This is a genomic window from Siminovitchia fortis, from assembly GCF_007681465.1.
GTDB classification, from domain to species: Bacteria; Bacillota; Bacilli; order Bacillales; family Bacillaceae_C; genus Siminovitchia; species Siminovitchia fortis.
This window is the reverse complement of sequence record NZ_VEKZ01000062.1, coordinates 1-22,230: the sequence shown is the minus strand read 5'-3', so window position 1 is coordinate 22,230 and position 22,230 is coordinate 1. Positions and strand designations below refer to the sequence as shown.

At 43.9% G+C, this 22,230-nt stretch carries 22 protein-coding genes, 1 pseudogene and 2 riboswitches; of the genes and pseudogenes, 19 read left to right on the top strand and 4 right to left on the bottom strand.

Annotated features, from left to right (window positions below):
• Positions 1-140: 140 nt before the first annotated feature.
• Positions 141-250: riboswitch (SAM riboswitch) on the top strand.
• 67 nt (positions 251-317) lie between these two features.
• Positions 318-433: riboswitch (SAM riboswitch) on the top strand.
• 73 nt (positions 434-506) lie between these two features.
• The 13 genes and pseudogenes from FS666_RS16190 (at position 507) to FS666_RS16130 (ending at position 13,846) form a co-directional block, all read left to right on the top strand.
• On the top strand, positions 507-2,303 hold the full coding sequence (locus FS666_RS16190) for a PLP-dependent aspartate aminotransferase family protein (protein ID WP_144462926.1): 1,797 nt from the start codon (positions 507-509) through the stop codon (positions 2,301-2,303).
• 26 nt (positions 2,304-2,329) lie between these two features.
• Positions 2,330-2,494 (top strand): hypothetical protein, encoded by a 165-nt coding sequence (locus tag FS666_RS19905; protein ID WP_186306573.1) that lies wholly within the window; start codon positions 2,330-2,332, stop codon positions 2,492-2,494.
• Between the two features lie 51 nt (positions 2,495-2,545).
• Positions 2,546-4,240 (top strand): acetate--CoA ligase, encoded by a 1,695-nt coding sequence (acsA, locus tag FS666_RS16180; RefSeq protein ID WP_144462950.1) that lies wholly within the window; start codon positions 2,546-2,548, stop codon positions 4,238-4,240.
• A 2-nt stretch (positions 4,241-4,242) separates the two neighbouring features.
• Positions 4,243-4,725, top strand: a complete 483-nt coding sequence (locus FS666_RS16175; protein ID WP_144462928.1) for a free L-methionine (R)-S-oxide reductase MsrC — start codon at positions 4,243-4,245, stop codon at positions 4,723-4,725.
• A gap of 92 nt (positions 4,726-4,817) precedes the next feature.
• The gene (locus FS666_RS16170; RefSeq protein ID WP_144462930.1) at positions 4,818-5,102 is read left to right on the top strand and encodes a hypothetical protein; all 285 of its coding nucleotides are present in this window, start codon (positions 4,818-4,820) and stop codon (positions 5,100-5,102) included.
• A gap of 25 nt (positions 5,103-5,127) precedes the next feature.
• Positions 5,128-6,510 (top strand): LLM class flavin-dependent oxidoreductase, encoded by a 1,383-nt coding sequence (locus tag FS666_RS16165; protein WP_144462932.1) that lies wholly within the window; start codon positions 5,128-5,130, stop codon positions 6,508-6,510.
• Positions 6,511-6,707: 197 nt separating this feature from the next.
• On the top strand, positions 6,708-7,868 hold the full coding sequence (locus tag FS666_RS16160) for an MFS transporter (protein ID WP_120073366.1): 1,161 nt from the start codon (positions 6,708-6,710) through the stop codon (positions 7,866-7,868).
• A 325-nt stretch (positions 7,869-8,193) separates the two neighbouring features.
• Complete coding sequence (locus tag FS666_RS16155; RefSeq protein WP_144462934.1) at positions 8,194-8,874, top strand: response regulator transcription factor; 681 nt, start codon at positions 8,194-8,196, stop codon at positions 8,872-8,874.
• Complete coding sequence (locus tag FS666_RS16150; protein WP_186306574.1) at positions 8,867-10,273, top strand: HAMP domain-containing sensor histidine kinase; 1,407 nt, start codon at positions 8,867-8,869, stop codon at positions 10,271-10,273. The genes FS666_RS16155 and FS666_RS16150 overlap by 8 nt, the downstream gene beginning before the upstream one ends.
• 112 nt (positions 10,274-10,385) lie before the next feature.
• Positions 10,386-11,498: a S1C family serine protease gene (locus tag FS666_RS16145; RefSeq protein WP_144462952.1), complete on the top strand. Its 1,113-nt coding sequence runs from the start codon at positions 10,386-10,388 to the stop codon at positions 11,496-11,498.
• 125 nt (positions 11,499-11,623) lie between these two features.
• Complete coding sequence (gene mntA, locus FS666_RS16140) at positions 11,624-12,028, top strand: type VII toxin-antitoxin system MntA family adenylyltransferase antitoxin (protein ID WP_244943939.1); 405 nt, start codon at positions 11,624-11,626, stop codon at positions 12,026-12,028.
• Positions 12,021-12,425 (top strand): annotated as a pseudogene (gene hepT / locus FS666_RS16135) (type VII toxin-antitoxin system HepT family RNase toxin). The gene mntA and the pseudogene hepT overlap by 8 nt, the downstream one beginning before the upstream one ends.
• Before the next feature lie 86 nt (positions 12,426-12,511).
• The gene (locus tag FS666_RS16130; protein WP_144462936.1) at positions 12,512-13,846 is read left to right on the top strand and encodes a short-chain fatty acid transporter; all 1,335 of its coding nucleotides are present in this window, start codon (positions 12,512-12,514) and stop codon (positions 13,844-13,846) included.
• 133 nt (positions 13,847-13,979) lie between these two features.
• On the opposite strand, the gene FS666_RS16125 is transcribed toward FS666_RS16130, so the two are convergent.
• On the bottom strand, positions 13,980-14,294 hold the full coding sequence (locus FS666_RS16125) for an AzlD domain-containing protein (RefSeq protein WP_144462938.1): 315 nt from the start codon (positions 14,292-14,294) through the stop codon (positions 13,980-13,982).
• On the bottom strand, positions 14,287-14,979 hold the full coding sequence (locus FS666_RS16120) for an AzlC family ABC transporter permease (protein ID WP_120073350.1): 693 nt from the start codon (positions 14,977-14,979) through the stop codon (positions 14,287-14,289). Before FS666_RS16120 ends, FS666_RS16125 begins: the two co-directional genes overlap by 8 nt.
• Positions 14,980-15,084: 105 nt before the next feature.
• Here FS666_RS16120 and FS666_RS16115 point away from each other — a divergent pair, with 105 nt between their 5' ends.
• Positions 15,085-15,645: a helix-turn-helix domain-containing protein gene (locus FS666_RS16115; protein ID WP_144462940.1), complete on the top strand. Its 561-nt coding sequence runs from the start codon at positions 15,085-15,087 to the stop codon at positions 15,643-15,645.
• Positions 15,646-15,929: 284 nt separating this feature from the next.
• On the opposite strand, the gene FS666_RS16110 is transcribed toward FS666_RS16115, so the two are convergent.
• The gene (locus FS666_RS16110; RefSeq protein WP_244943938.1) at positions 15,930-16,097 is read right to left on the bottom strand and encodes an aspartyl-phosphate phosphatase Spo0E family protein; all 168 of its coding nucleotides are present in this window, start codon (positions 16,095-16,097) and stop codon (positions 15,930-15,932) included.
• Between the two features lie 498 nt (positions 16,098-16,595).
• Here FS666_RS16110 and FS666_RS16105 point away from each other — a divergent pair, with 498 nt between their 5' ends.
• From FS666_RS16105 to FS666_RS16095, 3 genes are all read left to right on the top strand, one after another.
• Complete coding sequence (locus FS666_RS16105) at positions 16,596-17,795, top strand: MFS transporter (protein WP_120074727.1); 1,200 nt, start codon at positions 16,596-16,598, stop codon at positions 17,793-17,795.
• A gap of 111 nt (positions 17,796-17,906) precedes the next feature.
• Complete coding sequence (locus FS666_RS16100) at positions 17,907-18,428, top strand: YbaK/EbsC family protein (RefSeq protein WP_120074729.1); 522 nt, start codon at positions 17,907-17,909, stop codon at positions 18,426-18,428.
• Between the two features lie 74 nt (positions 18,429-18,502).
• On the top strand, positions 18,503-19,033 hold the full coding sequence (locus FS666_RS16095) for a hypothetical protein (protein ID WP_120074731.1): 531 nt from the start codon (positions 18,503-18,505) through the stop codon (positions 19,031-19,033).
• A 262-nt stretch (positions 19,034-19,295) separates the two neighbouring features.
• Here the strand turns inward: FS666_RS16095 and FS666_RS16090 are convergent, their stop codons facing one another.
• Positions 19,296-19,646, bottom strand: a complete 351-nt coding sequence (locus tag FS666_RS16090) for a hypothetical protein (protein WP_120074733.1) — start codon at positions 19,644-19,646, stop codon at positions 19,296-19,298.
• Positions 19,647-19,981: 335 nt separating this feature from the next.
• Here FS666_RS16090 and FS666_RS16085 point away from each other — a divergent pair, with 335 nt between their 5' ends.
• Both FS666_RS16085 and FS666_RS16080 read left to right on the top strand, forming a co-directional pair.
• Positions 19,982-20,209 carry a hypothetical protein gene (locus tag FS666_RS16085; RefSeq protein WP_128205415.1) on the top strand — a complete coding sequence of 76 codons (228 nt, stop codon included), beginning with the start codon at positions 19,982-19,984 and terminating at the stop codon, positions 20,207-20,209.
• Positions 20,196-22,082 carry an ABC-F family ATP-binding cassette domain-containing protein gene (locus tag FS666_RS16080; protein ID WP_144462942.1) on the top strand — a complete coding sequence of 629 codons (1,887 nt, stop codon included), beginning with the start codon at positions 20,196-20,198 and terminating at the stop codon, positions 22,080-22,082. Before FS666_RS16085 ends, FS666_RS16080 begins: the two co-directional genes overlap by 14 nt.
• Positions 22,083-22,230 lie beyond the last annotated feature (148 nt).

The following is a 22,230-nucleotide window of genomic DNA, read 5'->3' as shown; positions in this document are numbered from 1 at the left end:
GTATGAAAGTGCTTACAAAATTAAAGGGCGAAAATTTCTGCCCACAAATACTTGACTCAAACCTTTTGAAAAAACATTTGACAACAAAAAAATCGCGTGCTAGACTTCTATTTAACGATTAAGCCAACCAATTAAATTATTTCTTATCAAGAGCGGTGGAAGGATCTGGCCTGATGACACCCGGCAACCTTAAGTTTGATACTTAAACGGTGCTAAATCCAGCTGAGCATTTTGCTCGGGAAGATAAGAGGAAATTAAAGACGCACCCTCTCATCTTTCATGAGAGGTTTTTTATTTTAAAAAAATAAATACGCAGATTCTTATCAAGAGAGGCGGAGGGACTGGCCCGATGATGCCCGGCAACCATTAAGCTGAATTTGTCAGCTTAATAAGGTGCTAATTCCTGCGGGAGGCAACTCCTGGAAGATAAGAAGAGAATGAACTCTAAAACAGGCTCTCTTCTTATGAAGAGGGCTTTTTTATTTACTGGACAGGGGGAACTGGAAATGACAACAACAAAAAATTCTACGTATGATCTTGAAACATTGGCACTACATGGAGGGCAGGCTCCGGATCCGACTACCGGTTCCAGGGCGGTTCCCATTTATCAGACGACTTCCTTTGTTTTTCATGATACCGAGCATGCTGAACGGTTATTCGCTTTGGATGAGCCGGGAAACATCTATTCCCGCATTGGAAATCCGACAGTGGATGTATTCGAAAAAAGATTGGCACTGCTTGAAGATGGGGTAGCGGCAGTGGCCACTTCATCCGGAATGTCAGCCATTACGTTATCCATCCTGAGCCTGGCAAGCGCCGGTGATGAGATTGTAGCGGGAACAAACCTTTATGGAGGTACATATAACCTGTTCGCCGTTACACTTCCGCGCTATGGGATCAATGTTAAGTTTGTCGATCCGACTGATCCGGAAAACTTCAAAGCTGCCATCACTGATAAAACAAAAGCCGTTTACGGTGAAATCATTGGAAACCCCGGCCTGCAGGTGCTGGATGTTGAAGCCGTGGCCGAAATTGCCCATAAAGCAGGGGTGCCTATAATCATTGATAATACATTTGCGACTCCGCACGTGTGCAAACCGCTTCAGCTCGGTGCTGACATCGTTGTCCACTCCGCAACAAAGTGGATCGGCGGACACGGTACATCCATCGGGGGCGTCATTGTTGACGGAGGCCGCTTCAACTGGAATACAGAAAAGTTCCCTGAATTCACAGAGCCTGATCCAAGTTATAACGGGATTCGTTATGCGGTTGATTTCGGAACATTGGCATTTATTACAAAAGTAAGGGTTCAATTGCTTCGCGATTTCGGCGCTGCATTGAGTCCGCAAAATGCCTTCCAGCTTATACAGGGATTGGAAACATTGCATATCCGAGTAGAACGCCATAACGAGAATGCCGCCAAGCTGGCGGAATACCTTGAAAGTCATCCGGCAGTAGAATGGATCTCCTACCCGGGACTTGAAAGCCACCCTTCACACGACCTGGCGAAAAAGATATTCAATAACGGTTTTGGCTCCATCATTGTCTTTGGCATCAAAGGCGGAAAAGAAGCCGGAAAAGATTTGATCAACAACGTCTCGCTGTGGTCACATGTAGCCAATGTCGGTGATGCGAAATCACTTATCATCCATCCGGCTTCCACAACACACCAGCAGCTGACAAAAGAACAGCTGGAAGAAACAGGCGTGACCGAATCGCTTGTCCGGTTGTCGGTCGGAATTGAATCCCTTCGCGATATTCAGAACGATCTTGATCAGGCATTGGCAAAAGCAACCGGTATTGGCGATAAAGGAGGCCAGTCCATCGTGATCAATGATGAGGGGGTTATCCGCTGGGCATTAAACTCCGCAACTGAAAGAGTATTGGAAAATGGAGAGGAAATCACCCGCCCAAAAACATTGGCCATTGTCGGATTAAGCGGAAAAGAAGCAAGGCCCAGCTATCGTTTGGCCCGCAAAATGCAGCGGTTGGGCTACAAAATTGTTCCTGTCAATCCAAGGGAAACAGAAATATTGGGTGAAAAAGCCTATCCTGATTTAAAAAGCATCCCATTCCCGATCGATGTTGTTCAAGTGTTCAGAAGTCCGGAAGCGGCGATTGGCGTCGCAAAAGAGGCGGTGGAAGTGAAGCCGAAAATTTTCTGGCTCCAGGAAGGCGTCATATCTCCCGAGGCTGCGGAAATTGCAAGAGATGCTGGAATACCGGTCGTCCACAACAGATGTACGTACAAAGAAGCCCAAAGATTACGCGGAACGATCTCAACATATGCGTGTGAGATTTAAAGGGTTTAAGAAAAGGAGAAACGACAATGAGAAAAGTAACATCATTATTGGCCTTCAGTATTTTGGGATTTGTTTTATTCATCACATCCGGGAGAAATCGCCAGGGAACTGACAGTAGAAGAAAGCCGGCCCAGATCAAGGGGAAGCAACGTATTGGCAGAACTGAAGACGGAAGTTTTGGAAAGCCTTGATTTGAATAAAGCAGGCAAGGCTCTGATCTCATCGTAATGGGGGAATAGATGATGGCAGTTTTAGAAAGGGAGATTATCGCGCCGATTCCAGGGACGTATAATTTGGAAAACTATGATAAGCTGCGACAAACGTTTTCGTGGGATGACGCCTCAAAGGAATTAAGTTTCGCAAGAACCGGAAAAGTCAACGCGGCGTATGAAACGATTGACCGGCATGTTGACGATGGCTACGGGGAAAAGACCGCACTTTATTATGTCAACGGTGATGAAAGGCGCACCCTGACATTTAGAGAAGTGAAAGAAAAAACAGATCATTATGCGAGGGTTTTAAAAAATCAAGGAGTTAAAAAGGGAGACAGGGTTTTTGTCTTCCTGCCGAAAACTCCGGAATGCTATATTTCCATTTTGGCCATTATCAAAATCGGTGCCATTGCGGGCCCTTTGTTTGAAGCTTTTATGGAAGAGGCGGTCAAAGACCGGATCAATGACTGTAAGGGAACGGTACTGATTACGGATAATGAGATGGTCAAACGTGTTCCGCAGAAGGAAATACCTTCCCTTCATACGATTTTGGATGTCGAAGATATTGAAAATACGGCTTTTGATGGTAAAAATGATGACGATCTCGTTGAATGGGTGGATCTCGAGGACGGCATGCTCATTCATTATACGAGCGGATCAACCGGCAAGCCAAAAGGTGTATTGCACGCACATCGTGTTGTAAGCCATCATCATGCATCGGGCAAGTGGGTGCTTGATGTGAAGGATGATGATGTCTATTGGTGCACATCCCATCCCGGATGGGTGACGGGCAGCGTGTACGGCCTGTTTGCACCATGGCTGAATCGGGCGACGATCGTCATTCAAGGCGGCCGCTTCAAAGCCGAAAACTGGTACCAGCTCATTCATGAATTTAAGGTAACGATCTGGTACAGCGCACCGACTGCTTTTCGGATGCTGCTTTCCCAAGGGGATATTCTGAAAAACTACGACCTTTCATCTTTGCGCCACGTGTTAAGTGTCGGTGAGCCCTTAAATCCTGAAGTGATCTACTGGGCATGGGAGAAATTAGGCGTCCGCATCCATGACACGTGGTGGATGACCGAAACCGGCGGACACTTGATCGTCAATTTACCGGCTGAAACGATCAAACCCGGATCAATGGGAAGACCATTCCCTGGCATCACTGTCGGTATTTTGGATGAAGACGGCCAGGAACTGCCGCGCGGCTCTGTAGGGCAGCTGGCGATTCGCACTCCGTGGCCCGGATTAATGAAGGAAATCTGGGGAAATAAAGATAGATTTAACGCCTATTTCAAATATGAGGGATGGTACGTTTCAGGCGACCTGGCTTATCAGGATGAAGACGGTTATGTGTTTTTCCAAAGCCGGGATGATGATATGATAAACTCTGCAGGAGAACGGATCGGGCCTTTTGAAGTCGAAAGCAAATTGATTGAGCATCCAGCGGTCGCTGAAGCAGGGGTGATCGGAAAGCCTGACCCTATTCGCGGTGAATTGGTGAAAGCTTTTATTACATTGAGGCCAGGGTTTTCGGAATCGAAGGAGCTGCTTGAGGAAATCCGTGTCTTTGTCAGGAACAACCTGGCTGCACATGCAGCGCCGAGAGAAATAGAAGTATTGGATGAACTGCCCAAAACAGTGATCAGCGGAAAAATTTTACGCAGGCAATTGAAAGAGATGGAGATTAATAGAATGAAGCTTAATGGAAAGGAGGCTGAATGACTATGTTTCAAGTCAAAGCATATTCCGGAAATAAACAGGAGGATTATCAACTGCTTCTCAAGCAATTAAAAGCTCTTCTTGACGGAGAAACGGATGAAACAGCTTTATTGGCCAATGCATCCGCACTGTTGAATCAATTTTTGGATGAAGTGAATTGGGTAGGCTTTTATGTGTGGAAAAATAATGAGCTCGTACTTGGTCCCTTCCAGGGATTGCCGGCCTGTACGCGAATCGCATACGGGAAAGGCGTATGCGGGACGGCTTTAAAAGAACGGAAAACGCAGCGCGTGGCCGATGTCCATCAATTTCCCGGCCATATCGCATGTGATGCAGCTAGCAATTCGGAAATTGTGGTTCCTATTGTTGTGAATGGAAATATTTACGGAGTGCTTGATATCGACAGCCCGATCAAAGATCGTTTTGATGAGACAGATCAGAAATATATTGAAGAATTCGTAACGGTCATTGAGGAGCATTTAAAATAAAATTATTAAACTAAGAGCTGACTAGATAACTAGAGGCACTTTGTTTCATTTTGATAGATGGAACGAAGTGCCTTTTTATTTGAGGTGATAGAGTGACAGTTGCATTTTCAAACAAGGAAGCATTCAGTTTACCTGATTTGCAATTTTACAAGTGGTGCGGCTTAAAGTATGGGATCAATCGTGGAATTTACAATACGATCGATGCGCTTCTTTTTGAAAAGGGCTATATAGACGTGTATGAACGCCGTTTCGCTTTGATCAGGTTTCTTGAATATTCGCTAAAGGAGGACCTGTACGACAAAAAAGCCAAAGCGATAAAGTTTGGCCGGGGAAATTTAACGGTGATGGTAAATGAATTTGTGAATACGCATGTCTAATAAAATGCAAAGGAGAGGAACCTTTATGGCCAAAAAAAGAATATATTTGAATGCTTTTGAAATGAATTGCGTCGGGCATCAGTCACCCGGCTTATGGAGACATCCAGAAGATCAATCAGATCGGTATAAAGACCTTGATTATTGGGTTGATCTTGCAAAAACCTTGGAAAAGGGGCGCTTCGACGGAATCTTTATAGCAGATGTCATCGGAATTTATGATGTGTATGGCGATGATAAGGCGACGACGCTCAGGGAAGCGACGCAGGTTCCGGTGAACGACCCGATGATGCTTGTTTCGGCAATGGCCCATGCGACGGAACATTTGGGATTCGGCATTACCTGCTCCACAACATTCGAACATCCCTATACGTTCGCCCGGAGGATGTCGACGCTGGATCAATTGACAAATGGGCGGATTGCTTGGAATATCGTTACGTCCTATTTGGAAAGCGGCACGAAAAATATTGAAATTGGAGATAAGTTCCAGCATAGCGAACGGTATGCCATCGCAGATGAGTATATGGAGGTTTGCTATAAATTATGGGAGGGGAGCTGGGAAGAAGATGCGGTCAAAAGGGACAAGGAAAGTGGGGTTTTTACTGATCCGGAAAAAGTCCATGGAATCGATCATCATGGAAAATACTTTGATGTGCCTGGCATCCATTTATGCGAACCGTCTCCTCAGAGGACGCCCGTTTTATACCAGGCAGGCGGTTCGCCCACCGGCAAAAGATTTGCAGCAAAGCACGCGGAATGCACCTTTGTTTCGGGGCCTGCCAAAGGCCCGATTGCTTCTTATGTAAAAAATTTGAGGGAGCTGGCTGAAAAGGAAGGCAGAGATCCGCAAAGTGTAAAAATATTCGCCTTGATGACACCGATTGTGGGCAGGACCGAAGAAGAGGCCTGGAGCAAATACGAAGAGCTGACAAAATATATCAGCTATGACGGCGCATTGGCATTAGTAGGAGGCTGGACCGGTCTCGACTTTTCGGCATATCATCCTGATGACGAAATAGAATACATCGAAACAAACGCCATTAAGTCATGGCTAAAAATGCTGACTTCATCAAGACCCGAGAAAAAATGGACAGTCCGGGAGCTCGCTAATTTTGTGGGAGTTGGCGGAATGGGCCCCGTTGCTGTCGGAACACCTGAACAAATTGCGGATACGTTGGAAGAATGGGTGGAAGAAACTGATATAGACGGTTTCAACCTTGCTTACGCTCTGGCACCTGGAACCTTCAAAGATTTTGTTGAGCTAGTCACCCCCGAATTGCAAAAGCGCGGAATTATAAAAAAGGAATATACGGAAGGGACCTTCAGGGAAAAACTATTCGGAAAAGGAAATGCGCGTTTGCCGGAAGAACATCAGGGAGCGGGTTACCGCAGGGCAGTTTTGAATGTTTAATTGTGGGGAAAATCCAAACATCGGCAATCGCGTAATATTCATGATTGGGTCAGGCATCCGTCTGTTCCAATGCCCAAATGAGGCTTCGCATACGTGAAGCTTCTTTTTTTTGCGGAGTCTTTCAAAAAAATTGACTATGCCATGCCTGACAGATTATATTGGTTCTTATACATCTCCAAATAAGAAGGAGAAGGCCTATGAAAAAAAGTAACATGACGTTAACCATTTTACTTACAAATCTGTTTATTGCTTTTTTAGGGATTGGGCTGGTTATCCCGGTGCTGCCGACCATCATGAACGAATTAAATTTATCGGGATCTGTTGTGGGCAATCTTGTTGCAGCTTTCGCAGTCATGCAGCTGATCACGTCCCCGATCGCTGGCCGCTGGGCAGACAAGTTTGGGCGGAAAAAAATGATTGTTTCCGGTTTGTTCATATTCAGTCTATCTGAATTGTTATTCGGGCTTGGCAAAACAGTGGAAGTTCTCTTTGCTTCACGTTTACTTGGCGGTATAAGCGCAGCTTTTATCATGCCTGCTGTTACGGCATTTATTGCAGACATTACAACGATGGAAACGAGGCCGAAAGCGCTCGGCTATATGTCAGCCGCCATATCTACGGGCTTTATTATCGGGCCCGGCCTGGGCGGATTTTTAGCTGAAATCTGGACGCGGCTGCCGTTCTTTACAGCTGCAGTATTTGCATTGATATCGGCGGTTTTATCAATGATTACTCTTCGCGAGCCTGAGCGGAATGAGGTAGAAGCGGCAATTGATCGAAAAGCGGGGATCAAGCGCATTTTTATCCCGATGTATTTCTACGCTTTTATGATCATTTTAATTACGGCTTTCGGTTTGGCTGCCTTTGAATCGTTATTTTCCCTGTTTGTCGACCATAAATTCTCCTTCACACCCAAGGACATTGCCATTGTCATTACGGGCGGAGCCATTGTCGGGGCAGTTGCACAGGTTGCATTTTTTGACCGGTTAACGAAATATTTGGGGGAAATCGGCCTGATCCGTTACTGCCTGATTCTATCAGTCATACTCGTATTTCTCATGACAATAGTCAATTCATATATGCATATCCTGATTGTCACATTTATCATCTTTGTCGGCTTTGATCTGATCCGCCCGGCTGTTACATCTTATTTATCCAAAATTGCCGGCGATGAGCAGGGATTTGTGGGCGGGATGAACTCGATGTTCACAAGTATCGGAAATGTATTGGGACCTGTTGTGGGTGGACTCTTATTTGACATTGATTTAGACTTTCCGTTTTATTTTTCATCCATCTTCTTATTGATCGGTTTCGGGATTTCACTTGTCTGGAAAAAGCCGGCCCAATTGAAAGGTTGATTGGATTCATTATCAAATGATCCGGTCAGCCTTTTGTTTTTGTTTAGGAAATTAAAAAGCGCTTAAGTTGTTGGAAACTCATTATCTTTTTGTGCGACGTCCGGCTCCAGCGCCTATCGACTAGCAGACTTCACGCTTCTTCCTACGATAAGTCAACATCGCTCCGCTGCGCTGCGCGTGTTTCCTTTATCTCGTCAGAAGCGCTCCAGTCTGTACGTCGATAAACAGGCGCTTCCGCCTTTGTTTTTAAGCCTTGACATCTTCCTGACATCTTTTCATGATAAAGTGAATGGATTAGCAGCATAATTCTCAAAGGGTGACGAAAATGAACACTATTTTAATCGTCGAAGATGAATTTCCCATTAATCAAGTGCTGAAAGTTTATTTAAGAAAGGCCGGTTTTCAAACCGAATCCGTTTCAAACGGAACGGATGCATTGGAAAAATTTGAAGCAGTCAAGCCTGCTCTTGTATTGCTGGATGTCATGCTGCCAGGCTTGAGCGGCTGGGAAGTTTTACAGGAAATCAGGAAGAAAAGTGATTGTCCCGTCATTATGTTGACGGCTCTCGGAGAAGTGAATTACAGGCTGGACGGTTTAAATAAAGGAGCCGATGATTATATTTCCAAGCCGTTTGTAGGGGAGGAAGTTGTTGCGAGGGTAAAGGCTGTACTGCGCAGGACTGAAAAAAATGACCATCCCGTCAAACGGTACGGAGGATTGGAAATTGATTTACAAGGCCACCGTGTGAAGTTGAATGGAGAAGAGATCCGTTTGGCTCCACGCGACTTGTCTCTGCTGCTTTTTCTTGCAGAGCATCCCAATCAAACATTCACAAGGGAACAGCTTATAGAGAAGATTTGGGGATGGGAGTATGAAGGCAGTGACCGTGCGGTGGACCTGTCGATCAAGAGGTTAAGGAAATCGCTGAAGGATTGGCCTATACAAGACGGGGAAATCAGGACACTCCGGGGATTGGGGTATCAGCTCAGTGTCCAGGATGCCTAAGAAAAAAATATCGCTGCAGCGTTATTGGACAACACGGTATTTGCTCACCATTATAATCGGGCTGGTGATAATGGCCATCGTTTCAGCTTTATGGATTCGCCATACGACATTGGAAAACCGGCTTCATATGCTGGAATTCATGGCTGAAGAGACAGCGAACCGGTTGGTGGCTAACGAAGAGCCGGCTATCCCCCCGTTGAATGAAGTTCCCGGCTTGTTTTCCGAGCGTGGGGATCTGTTGAATATGGAGAGCAATCCCAGTATTTATATTACTGATTCAAGAGGGGCCATCCTGGCCAATAACCGCCCGCAAAGCCCTTTGAAACGGTTTGATCCAACCTTGCTTAATAACCCGAAAGAAGTGATTAAGCTTTCGGAAAAAGGGTACGAACCTTTTTATATGGTGAAAAAGCCGATTGAATTTGATTCCGTGCTCCTGGGTTGGGTTGTGATCACTGAAACCCAAGCTAACCTGTCAAAAGTAAATCAGGAATATCAGCAGCTTACCATTATGATTGTCAGTCTCGCGCTGATTGGCTGGGCAGCTGTCTATATTTTATCAAGGAAGTTATCCAAACCGATCAAGGAAGTGTCAAAAGCTGCCGAACAGGTGCGAAAAGGCAACTATGAAGTAGATCTACCCAGTGATGCAAAGGCGGAAGAAGTAGATGAATTGATCCATTCTTTTAAAGAGATGTCGCAGCAGCTGCAGAAACTCGAATCCCTTCGTACAGAATTGCTTGCAGGGGTCACCCACGAATTGAAGACGCCGGTCACTTCCATCAGCGGTCTTTTGCAGGCCATTGATGAAGAAGTTGTCAGCGGCGAAGAAGCGAAGGAGTTTTTGGGAATTTCATTAAAAGAAACAGCCAAAATGAGGACGATGGTGGAAGATTTATTGGCTTTCAATTCGTTTGCGGCCAACGCTGTTCCTTTAACAATGGAGGAACACTCAATCAATGAGCTGGTAAAGGAGTCGGTTTATCAATGGGAGGCCGGGAAGCCGGTTGCAGGGCTTACTGTCGAAGTAAAACCGCTTCAAGATGATGCCAGTGTCCGGGTAGATGGCGTCCGGCTGCAGCAAATCATGACAAACCTTCTGAATAACGCCGGGCAGGCGATTGCTCTTCCCGGAAAAATTGAAGTTATAATGAACGAGTCACAAAGCAAGGTTATGATTGATATAAAAGATACAGGGACGGGGATACCTCAAGAGGAGCAGTCTTTTATTTTTGAACGGTTTTATCGAGGTCAGGAGAAAAAATATAAAGTTGGAGGCCTTGGGCTTGGATTGCCTTACAGCAAAATGATGGCCCAGGCAATGAATGGAGATCTGGAATTGATCGAAAGTACTTCTTCCGGGACGACCTTCCGGATCAGCTTGCCGAAAACTGATTAGCTGCCGTTTCGTTTGCGGCAGTATTTTTTATGGAAAAAATTAACCTGACATCTTCCTGACACAGAGGTCTTTTATAGTTGCATTAAGAAGATGATGAAAGGATGGAGGAATGATGTTCAAGCGTTTCTTATCAATGTTCACCGCGAGTCTTATTGGTTCGGCCATTACTTTGGCTTCGGTCCAGTATTTTGATTCCAATCAGGTTGAGCAGCCGGTTGAAACTACGGAAAATGTCAATGTCGAAAAGGTTGCCGCAAGCTCAAATTCAATTTCCGACATCGTTGAGCATTCATCTAAGGCGATTGTGGGGGTTGTCAATAAAAAAAATCAACCTGACGGGTTTCAACCTTCAAAGGAAGTCACGTCGGGAACAGGATCTGGCGTCATTTATAAAAAAACGGATAAAGAAGCTTTTATCCTGACAAACAATCATGTGATTGAAGGAGCCGGGCAAATTGATATTTCTTTATATAATGGAAAAGTGGCCGAAGCAGAGTTGATTGGAACAGATCCGCTAACAGACATCGCTGTGTTAAAGATTAAAGGAAACTATGATATCGCCCCCCTGAAGGTCGGCGATTCCGACGCGCTGCGTGCCGGTGATCAGGTCATTGCAATTGGAAATCCGCTGGGACTCGACCTTTCAAGAACAGTGACACAAGGAATCGTCAGTGCGGTCAATCGTACGATTGAGGTGACAACTTCAGCGGGCGATTGGGATCTTGATGTGATCCAGACAGATGCCGCAATCAATCCGGGAAACAGCGGCGGGGCACTGATCAATGCTTCCGGTGAGCTCGTAGGGATCAACAGCCTGAAAATTTCAGAAAATGGAGTGGAAGGATTGGGATTTGCCATCCCAAGCAATGAGGTTACAACGATTGCTGAAGAAATCATTAAAAACGGCCAGGTTGTCCGGCCGTATTTGGGAGTGAGTGTCGTCGGCCTGGATAAAATCCCGCCTTTTTATTTGCAGGATCTTCCGGATGCAGTGAAAAAAGGTGTGATGGCCGCTTCAATTGACGAAAACTCGGAAATCGCAAAAGCAGGATTAAAAGTCCAGGATGTCATCGTATCCATCAATGGTAAATCCATTAAGGATGAAGGAGAACTGCGGAAGTTTTTATACACAAAACTTTCTGTTGGTGATCAGGTAACGTTGGAAGTGTACCGAGGAGGTGAAAAACATACTTTTACCGTGAAACTGGCCAGCAATAAGAGATAGGGGAGAAGCCGGGAAAGTGTCCGACGCAGCACTATCCCGGCTTCTTATATTTGTAACAGGGTGTATAATTTTCAGATAAGTTGTATAATAAATCGTAAGTATCCGGATAATTGGGGGTGTGACGGTTGCTTCAGCCGAACTTGAAACAATCGATAGTAAAAATGTTAATAGATCGGTTGCAGCCGGAATTCATACTCTTATTTGGCTCGTATGCAAAAGGGACAGCCAGTGCAGACAGTGATCTGGATATTGCTTATTATTCGCAAAAGAAACTTTCCCATTATGAGCGCTTTTTACTGGCTGGAGACCTTGCGGATTTATGCAATGTTGAGGTTGATCTTGCAGACATAAGGCAAGTAGATACCGTATTTGCAGCTCAAATTTTTTCAACTGGTGAATTGATTTATTGTGCAAATAAAAATATTTTTGTAAAGGAGCGTATGAAGGCCTTATCAATGTACGTGACGTTGAACGAACAGCGGGCTGAAATCTTGCGGGGTATAAGGGAAAGAGGGAGTATTTATGGTTGACGGCGATATCGTGCTTAACAAAATAAATACGATTGAACGTTGTTTAATGCGAATTCAGGAGGAATATGAAAATAACCCGGAAAATTTAAAGAATTTCACGAAGCAAGACAGCATCATCTTCAGCGTGCGTGTGAGGCAAGCATTGATCTGGCGATGCATATAATAAGTGAAAAAAAACTAGGTTTACCAAAGACAAGCCGGGAAGCGTTCAAGCTGCTGGAGGAAGCAAAGATCATTGACACTAGCTTAGCGAAAACCCCTAATGAATATGGTGGGCTTCCGCAATATTGCCGTCCATGATTACCGGGCCATTCGTCTTGATATACTTCAGGCGATCATTGAGCGGCACCTACAGGACTTTAAGGATTATTCACGAATTATTTTAAGTTTGAAATAGGTTGGCCCACCAACTGCATTGCAGCCTGGTGGGCCAACTCTCGTATAATCGTTCCCACTCCCGAATAGTAATTAAAAAGGGAGGGGATGACGATTTTAAAATCACTCACTAACTTTTTTGACCGGATGGTGCAGCGCTTTTTGCCTGATGCGTTTTTATTCGCTGTTATTTTGACACTTGCCGTCTTTTTGATGGGGATTGTTTTTACAGGCAGTACACCCATTCAAATGGTTGAATATTGGGGGAACGGCTTTTGGGATTTGCTTGCTTTTGCCATGCAGATGTCGCTGATTGTTGTGACAGGCTATGTTTTAGCAAACACGCCAATCATTAAAAGGTGGCTAGTGAAAATAAGCACGCTCGCTAAAACGCCCGGACAAGCGATTATGCTGGTTACATTTATTGCCACAGTTGCTTCATTGATTAATTATGGCTTCGGGCTTGTCGTCGGCGCTTTGATTGCGATACAGGTTGCCAAACGGGTGCAGTCTCTTGACTATCGATTGCTGGTTGCGAGCGCCTATAGCGGATTTTTAGTATGGCATGGCGGTTTATCAGGATCGATTCCGTTACTCATTGCCACTCCCGATCATTTTTTGGAAGATTCGATGGGGATCATACCGGTTTCAGAAACGATGTTTAGCGGCTTTAACTTGTTTATTGTGTTTGTATTGGTAATCACATTGCCCTTTCTCAACCGGCTGATGTTGAAATCAAGGGAAGGCCTGGAAATTACGTCTGCCAAGAACTGGGAAACTGATTCCTTTGAAGATAAAGTGGAGGAACCGGCGGAAAGCTTAACACCGTCAGACAGATTAGAAAACAGCCAAATCATTTCGTTATTAATTGGCTTGCTCGGAATTGCTTTTATTGTTTATCATTTTGTAACCAATGGCTTTGACTTAAATATTAATATCGTAAACTTTACGATGCTTTTCTTGGGGGTTATTTTACATCGGACCCCGAGGCGTTTTTTGGCAAGTGTCAATAATGCAGTGAAAAATGTTGGCGGCATTATCGTGCAATTTCCATTTTATGCCGGGATTATGGGCATGATGGTCGCTTCAGGGTTATCTGAAAGCATGTCGTTATGGTTTGTCAATATTTCCACGGAATTCACTTATCCGCTATTTACATTTATCAGTGCAGGCATCGTGAACTTTTTTGTACCGTCCGGCGGCGGCCAATGGGCGGTGCAAGGTCCCATTATGATACCGGCGGGAATTGAAATCGGTGTGGATTCGGCCAAGACAGCGATGGCGGTCGCATGGGGCGACGCTTGGACAAACATGATCCAGCCGTTCTGGGCGCTGCCATTGCTCGCGATAGCCGGGCTTAAAGTCCGGGACATCATGGGGTTTTGTGTCATTATATTACTTTACAGCTTTTTCCCAATCGCTATCGGTCTACTATTCTTTTAACTTTAATGTAAAATTATCATTCGCAATCAGTAGTCTTAAAATCATCATAGGAAGTTTTGACTTTCCGCATCGGCCATTTCATTAGTGTTGGGGTGGTATAATTTCAACAGTATCAATTCTTGACTCCTTTTTATCAAAAGAAATAACGGGTCAATAATCCGGCCGCAATCCCCATAATGATTGAGGGGAGAAACATTTTTGATAGCTTCATGGCAGCTGCGGCCGCAAGGCATCCCAAAAGGACAGGAAATGAAACGAAGAGATGTCCGTCCGACGTTGTTAACACTTGGTTGATGATCAGTGCTGTCATAATGGCAACCGGAACATAGCTGAAATATAAACGCAATGTCGGGTTCATTTCTCTTCCTGCCATAACCTCGAGTCCGATAATTCTTGATAAAAATGTGGAGACAGCCAGTAAGATGATGATTATCCAATGGTTAGGCATGCTGCGTCCTCCTAGCTGCATATAGGCCTGCCAACGGCGCTAAAACACCTGTCACAACAACTATTAGGTCATTGCCGGGCCAAAAATACTCAAGTAAAAACACAATAACTGCAGCCGTGACAGCAGTGGCGATGACCGGCTTTCCTTTTAGAGAAGGAATGAGCAGGGCTGTAAAAGTGACCGGGAAAGCCAAGTCCAGACCAAACATCAAAGGGTCAATCTTGTCGCCAATAAAAGCCCCGAAATAGGATGAGAGAATCCAGGCCGAATAAAATGTGGCGGCGACTGCTCCAAAATAGAGGGGGTCGGGTCCGTATTTTTTAAATCTGGCACTCCCCAATACGAAGGGTTCATCCGACACGCCGAAAGATAAGAGCCATCGCCACTTCCTTTTGGCAGGGGCAAGTCCTTCCGCGAGGGCTGCCCCGTATAATAAGTTACGCAAGTTTAATAAGATAGAAGTGAAAAGAACGCTTGGCATCGTTGTACCTGATGCCAGCATGGCAACTGTCACCAATTGGACTGATCCTGAAAACACCAGCATGGACATGGCCACAGCGGCTGTAAGACTAAAATTTGCTTGTTTGGCGAGCACCCCGTAAGATAATCCATACGCCCCAATGGCGATGGCCAGCGGAAGAGCCTCAATGAAACCGGTTTTGATTGTATGTTTAAATTCGCCCAAATCCCTTTCCCCCCTTGCTGAACAGAATACTAAAAAGTATAATTTAATTAACTTGTAGTATATTATAATATAAAAAGGTGTAAAAGGAAGGCTGGAGGAGAAAAAATGGGTAAAAATTATCCCGGAGATGCAGGAAAGAAAATAGGAGCAAACTTGCGGCAGTTTCGGTTGAGCAAGGGAATGAGCATAGAAGCTTTGGCGAAACAAGTCGGTGTCAGCAAATTGACGTTACTCAAAATAGAACAAGGGGAGGCCAATCCAACGCTGTCTGTTATTTGGAAAATTGCAGATGGCTTAAAAGTTCCGATTACTTCCCTCTTGGACATTGAATCGGATGTTGCTGTTGCCAGAACTACGGATGGGCTGAAATTAAAAAGTTCAGACGAAGTGTTTATCGCTGAACCTTTGTTTCGTTCTCATGGGTTTGAATTATATCGGGGATACTTGAAGCCCTACGGTGAATATGTGTCGGAAGCGCACCAGGCAGGTGTGATGGAATTTGTTACGGTGATGTCCGGCCAACTCACGGTGGGAGTGGACGGCGATACATTTCATTTGGGTGAATACGATGCAATCCGTTTTAAAGGGGATCGTCTTCATAAGTACACGAATCCTTCTCCCGACTTAACGATTTTGCATTTTGTCATTTCCTATCATCATTTCTAAGCTTATATTTTTCGATCGAAAATAAACACAGATACAGCGGTATCTTCCTCCGCTTTAAAAATCCCCTGATTGGAAGCGGCCCAATAAAGTTAGACAGGTTATTTCGTTGGAGGCATGTTGGGCATGGACCCGATACTGTATTGGGCTCATGCCTTTTAATTTTTCCTTAATCCGTCAGTTTCGATATATTGTCCAATTTTTGGCCGGTATCATCATTTTTATCCTAAAGACATCGGTTACCAGGTAAAAGGTTCACAGGAGGGACATTTGATGAACGGATTCTATTAAGTCAATTGATACTGGTTTAAAACAATATCTAGTTTTTGACTTAATTCGATCGTCTTTTTATTATTTAGTCCTTTAGTAATACCTTGGATTATCATTTCTCTCCTCAATGAATTGATCTCATCCAACAATTTTTGCTCTATTTTAGTGTTTATCGTTTTCTTCACTCATTAACTCTCCTCTGTAGTTTTATTATCTGTGCAGCCGGGGAGTTTGATAAAAAAGCTGCACAGGAAAACCAAAGGTAAATGGAGATGAAAAGTTGAGGAAGGATCCCTCCCGGCTCATCAATAGGATAAAACGATTATACCATATGTTGTTATTTGAATTCTATAGATATACTATATATAGTTGAAAATATTTGAAAAATAGTGTTGTTTTGGAAAAAAATCGAGTTTTTTCGTCAAAAATCCCAATTGGTCTGCCTGTAAAATAGGAGAAAAAGACTAAAGAAGAATTCATAGAGGTTTTGTTGGGTATAGTGTAGACAATGTTGTAGGAATCCGATATACTTTTATTTAGCTTCCCGAAATAATTTATTCGGGAGAATGTTCAATGAAGCCGCCGTAAAGGCTGTTTTTTTGATTAAACTGATGTATCACGCATATATGAATCACCCAGTCTTGTGAAAAATTTCCCGGTATTTAGGATAGAAGGATGATTTGATGCAAAAAGAAAAACTTTGGACAAAGGATTTTATTTCAACTTCGATAGTGAACTTTGTGATGATGCTGTCAATGTACTTGCTGCTTGTTATAATGGCGCCTTATGCAACTGATCAATATGATGCATCCGCCAGTGCAGCGGGATTGGTTGCCAGTATTTTTATTTTGGGGGCATTAACAGGACGATTATTTGCTGGAAGGCAAATTGAACGCTTGGGAAGTAAGAAAATGCTGATTGCCGGAATTGTTTTCTTCGTAGTTGTCACAGCCGGTTACTTTATTTCCGCCGGTATTTATTTCTTGGTTCTTATCCGTTTTTTACATGGAATTGGAGTCGGCCTGGCAACAACGGCAACCAGTACGATTGTAGCGCAGATCATTCCTCGAAGCAGAAACGGGGAAGGCATCGGCTACTTTAGTTTGAGTGTGGTGTTGGCAACAGCTATCGGCCCATTCGTGGGGCTTACTCTAATCAAATATGCAGGTTATACGAGTGTTTTTATCTTTTCTCTTTTGATGGGGATGATCAGCTTCATCATTGCCCTTCCGGTTAAGGCGCCAATTGTTGAACATACGGCAAGTGCTGACACTAAGGGATTCAAGCTTTCAAACTTTTTCGAGATGCGGGCATTGCCCATTTCTATCGTCATGCTGATCGTAAGCCTGGCTTATTCGGGAATCCTGTCATTTATTACTTCCTACGCCCAGGAAATGAATTTGATGACAGCAAGCAGCTACTATTTTCTCGTTTACGCCGTCATTGTATTTATTTCACGCCCCTTTACAGGAAAGCTGATGGATAATAGAGGCAGCAACAGTGTGGCCTATCCCGCATTGGTTTTATTTGCGATTGGAATGTTCATGCTCAGCCAGGCAAACACTAATTTCGCCTTTTTACTGGCGGCGGCTGTCATTGGGTTGGGCTACGGCAATTTCCAATCATGCGCACAGGCCCTGGCCATTAAAGTTACACAGCCGCATCGGATGGGGTTGGCAAATTCAACATACTTCATCTGCATGGATCTCGGTCTTGGAGTGGGACCGTTAGCGCTAGGCTTTCTCGTTCCATTGGTTGGATTTAAGGGGCTGTATTCATCAATGGTTTTAGTGATTCTGGCCGGCATCGCCGCTTATTATCTATTGCATGGAAGAAAAGATAAGGAAACCTCTCCTTCATTTAATCCGGCGAGCTCCAAGTAACTGTTAAGCATTCGTGGAAATTAGTGCCGCGAATGCTTTTTAGTACACCCTGAAGGCCGCCCATTGATGGTATGATTGAAATGATCAAAGGCAAACAGGAAGGTGAATGACATGTCATTGGAAAGTGTGAAAGACCATTTACAACAATGGAATCGGCAAAATGATGTGATGGAGTTCGAAACAACCAGTGCGACAGTGGAACAAGCGGCTGAAACAATCGGTGTCATCCCGGCGCGGATTGCCAAAACCCTCTCTTTCAGAGGGGAAGAGGATCAGGCAATCCTGGTTGTTGCTGCCGGAGATGCCAAGATTGACAATAAGAAGTTCCGTCATCTCTTTAACTTCAAGGCTCGCATGCTTTCGCCGGACGAAGTATTGGAGCAGACGGGACATGCCATTGGCGGCGTTTGCCCATTTGGGCTGGCAAATGATTTAAAAGTGTATTTAGATATTTCGCTGAAGCGCTTTGATACGGTATTTCCTGCTTGCGGAAGTACCAATTCGGCGATTGAGCTTACCTGCGATGAGCTGTTTGAATATTCCTCTGCCGTTACATGGGTGGATGTCTGCAAAGGCTGGGAAGATGAAAAGCATGAAGAGGAAGCGGCTGTCAGCAGCAGAGGCCAAGCTTAAGAAGCAGAAAAGGTCCCCAAAGGATAACGGTTGGGGATCTTTCGGTTTTCCATGCAAAGAAAGGCGGTTTGAGGATGCGAATCACTCCCGAATATGGCAACAATGTTATTGTCGGAGTAAATTATCATAATAGTTTTTCCTGGTATGTGGCTGACAAGGATTATTGGATACTGGATTTAGAAAAAAGAAGAGCGGATTTTATAAAAAATGGATTTGAATACGATGCCGGCGATATTTTGGCAACCAGATTCAATATTGAAATTGTCAATGAGAAGTCAGCAGGCGACTACTTATCTTTTTTAGAACCATTTAAAGTGGCGGCGCCTGAATTAAAAGGATTCATATTGAATCAACAATATGAGGATACGATTCTGTCGTTAAGTCCGTCTTTATACATTGATTTTGACCAAAAGAAATTGTACTCCGCCTATCCGGAAGGTCTCCCTTTCGAGCGTTATGTGCCGGACGGATGGACCGGACAATATGAAAATTTCACTGACCACATTCCTGAAGGGGAGCAGTATTGGATGGTGGATGATGTTGATTTAATACTGAAAATATATGATGAAGAAATGAAAAGATTTTTTGATGATTCAGCGGAATAAAGTTATTTAATTTTAAAACCTTAAACACGCATAACCTCGCCCTAACTATTGGACGAGGTTAAAATAAAGTTGTTAAATTTTTGATAAAAACACTTCACCTAAACTTTAAAAGAACAATAAAGTCGTTTAAAAATCTAGGTTTTATTCAATAATCGAGTCCGATTGCTTAATACAAACAGACTGAGGTTTTAGCACCTTTAATATGTATATATGTATTTTTTATAAGATACTTAATTATTTCTTAAATATTATAGCCGATGATTCATCTTCTTTGGTAATGGTCTGGATTCCAACCACTATTCATAGATTCAACAGTTATAGACTGTTCATCAGAAGAAAGAGTTACGATTAAAGGTTCAGATGCACTAGATACCTCACCATCAAAATCAAGATTTATACTATTTTCGTTTTCCGTCCATTCCCCTTCAGACTCTTTACCATCTTTTTTGTAAATAACAGATCCATTTTTATTAATAGTAATTTCTATTTTACTCCCACTAGTACTAGTTCCTCCATAAGTACCTAACCACTTACTAGATCCGCCACAAGCAGATAAATTCATAATTACAAAAGCAAGTAAAACACCAACAATCCATTTTTTCTTAATGTTCATTTCAAGCCTCCTCTAATATATTTCTTCTTATTTTAACATACAATCTTAAACAATATGGCCCGATTGTTGAATAGCATGACTGTCATTTTTAAAATGATTTTATTATTTTTTTAACGACTTTACTGTAATTAAACAACTTTATTGTCACTCAACAGCATGAGGCATCGAATAGGAAGAAGAATATTTTGCAAAGAAAAACAGGAATTAAAGACGGCCATTGAAGGAGCCTTTTAATTCTTGTTTTTTAGTTATCCTGTCAAATGCAAATCAAGGTTAAAGCAGACTTCTCAAATTTGAATTATAATAAAACCATGAAACAACGAGAGGGTTTTTTCATGGTTTTTGTACTCATTGCCCTTGCAGCCATCATCAATCTTGTATTTTATCGAAAAAAGATATATATAAATACCGGATCTATGGCGGTAGTAATGACATTGGGCATTATCAATTTTGGCATTCTTCATTTGCCTATTAATCATTCTTTGATAAATACTGTCGGAAGCGGGGAAAATCCCGGCAAAAGAAAAAATATGAAACGGGGCTGGCCTGATGCTGACTGTTGAAAATTTATATAAATCTTATGGAGATAAAGTGCTGTTTGAAGGAATAAACTGCGTTATTCGGAAGCGGGAGCGGATCGGCCTGATCGGCGTGAATGGGACGGGCAAATCCAGCTTTTTAAAAATTTTAGCCGGGATTGAGGCACCGGATCAGGGTGAAATTAATCATGCCAAGGATTACCGGATCGAATATTTGGCGCAGGAGCCGGCGCTTGATCCAGATTTGACAGTTATAGAGCAGATTTACTACGGAGAAGCGGATATCATGAAGGCGATGCGCCAATATGAACAGGCGGCCCATAAGCTGGAGCGTGAGCCGGAAAATGAAAGGGCGCAGGAGCTGCTGTTTTCTATGCAGCAGAAAATGGATGAACTGGAGGCGTGGGATGCCAGCGCCCAGGCAAAAACTGTGCTTTCAAAGCTTGGCATCCAAGATTTCGATCAAAAAGTGAGCGCATTATCCGGCGGACAGAAAAAGCGGGTGGCTATTGCGAAAGCGCTGATCCAGCCTGCCGATCTCCTGATCCTTGACGAGCCGACCAACCATCTTGACAATATAACGATTGACTGGTTGGAAAAACATTTGACCAGCTATCCCGGAGCCTTGCTGCTTGTCACGCATGACCGCTATTTCCTCAACCGTGTGACCAACCGGATCTATGAGCTCGATAATGGACAGTTATATGCGTATGAAGGAAATTATGAATTTTTTCTTGAGAAAAAGGCGGAGCGTGAAGCGGAAGAGCGGTCAAGCGAGCAAAAACACGCCAATACACTACGCAGGGAATTGGCGTGGCTGCGGCGTGGTGCGCGGGCCCGTTCGACGAAACAAAAAGCGCGTATTGAACGGATCGAAGAGATGCAAAACCGTAAATTCAATACGGAAAAAGAGAAAGCCGCTTTCCAGGCAGGAACGAGCAGGCTTGGAAAAAAAGTCATTGAACTGAAAGGAATCGAAAAAAGCCTTGATGGAAGAGCGTTGATCACCTCTTTTGACTATTTGCTTAAACCGGGTGACAAAATTGGAATCATCGGACCGAATGGTGTCGGAAAAACGACGCTTCTAAATATCATGGCCAAGCGGATCAAGCCGGACTCCGGAGAAATTGAAACGGGTGATACTGTAAAAATCGGCTATTATACCCAGGGGGACGAAGAACTTGATGGGAATCAGCGTGTCATTGATTATATGAAAGAAACGGCAAGCGTCATTCATACAAAAAGCGGAGAACCCATTACGGCAGAGCAGATGCTGGAGCGTTTCCTGTTCCCGCGTCCGGCCCAGTGGACGTATATACGGAAACTTTCCGGTGGAGAAAAACGGAGGCTTTATTTGCTGAAAGTATTGATGACAGAACCCAATGTGCTGTTTCTGGATGAGCCGACGAATGATTTGGATACGCAGACGCTCGGTGTCCTGGAAGAATATCTTGAAAAATTCCCCGGTGTCGTCGTTGCGGTATCGCATGACCGCTATTTCCTTGACCGGGTGGTCGACCGCCTGCTTATCTTCAAAGGCTCAGGCAACATTAATGAATTTTACGGAAATTACAGTGAATATCTTGAAATTAGCTCCGAGGAGCCAAAGCCTGAAAAGAATGAAAAGCCGGTGAAAGAGCAACCGGCAAATAAAAAACCAGCAAGATTAAGCTACAAAGATCAAAAGGAATGGGATGTCATAGAAGATGAAATCGCCGAGCTTGAAGAGCAAATTGAGGAGCTGGGTGAAAAAATAGCCGAAGCCGGCAGCGACTCCGAAACAGTACAAGAGTTTTTTACCAGGCAGCAGGAGGCCGAAGCCGCATTGGAGCGGAAAATGGAGCGGTGGGAAGAACTGTCGCTGATGGTTGAAGAGATTGAAAGCAACAAAGCATAAGGTCTGTGTCAGAATTCGGGATACCAAATTACAAATCAGGCTGCGAAAACGAATCGTTTTCGCAGCCTGATTTATTTTACTGAGTAAAGTATAAGATTTTTTAGCTTTAAAATTTTGAACAAAGCCTTTTGTTGTCTAGCTCCAGCGC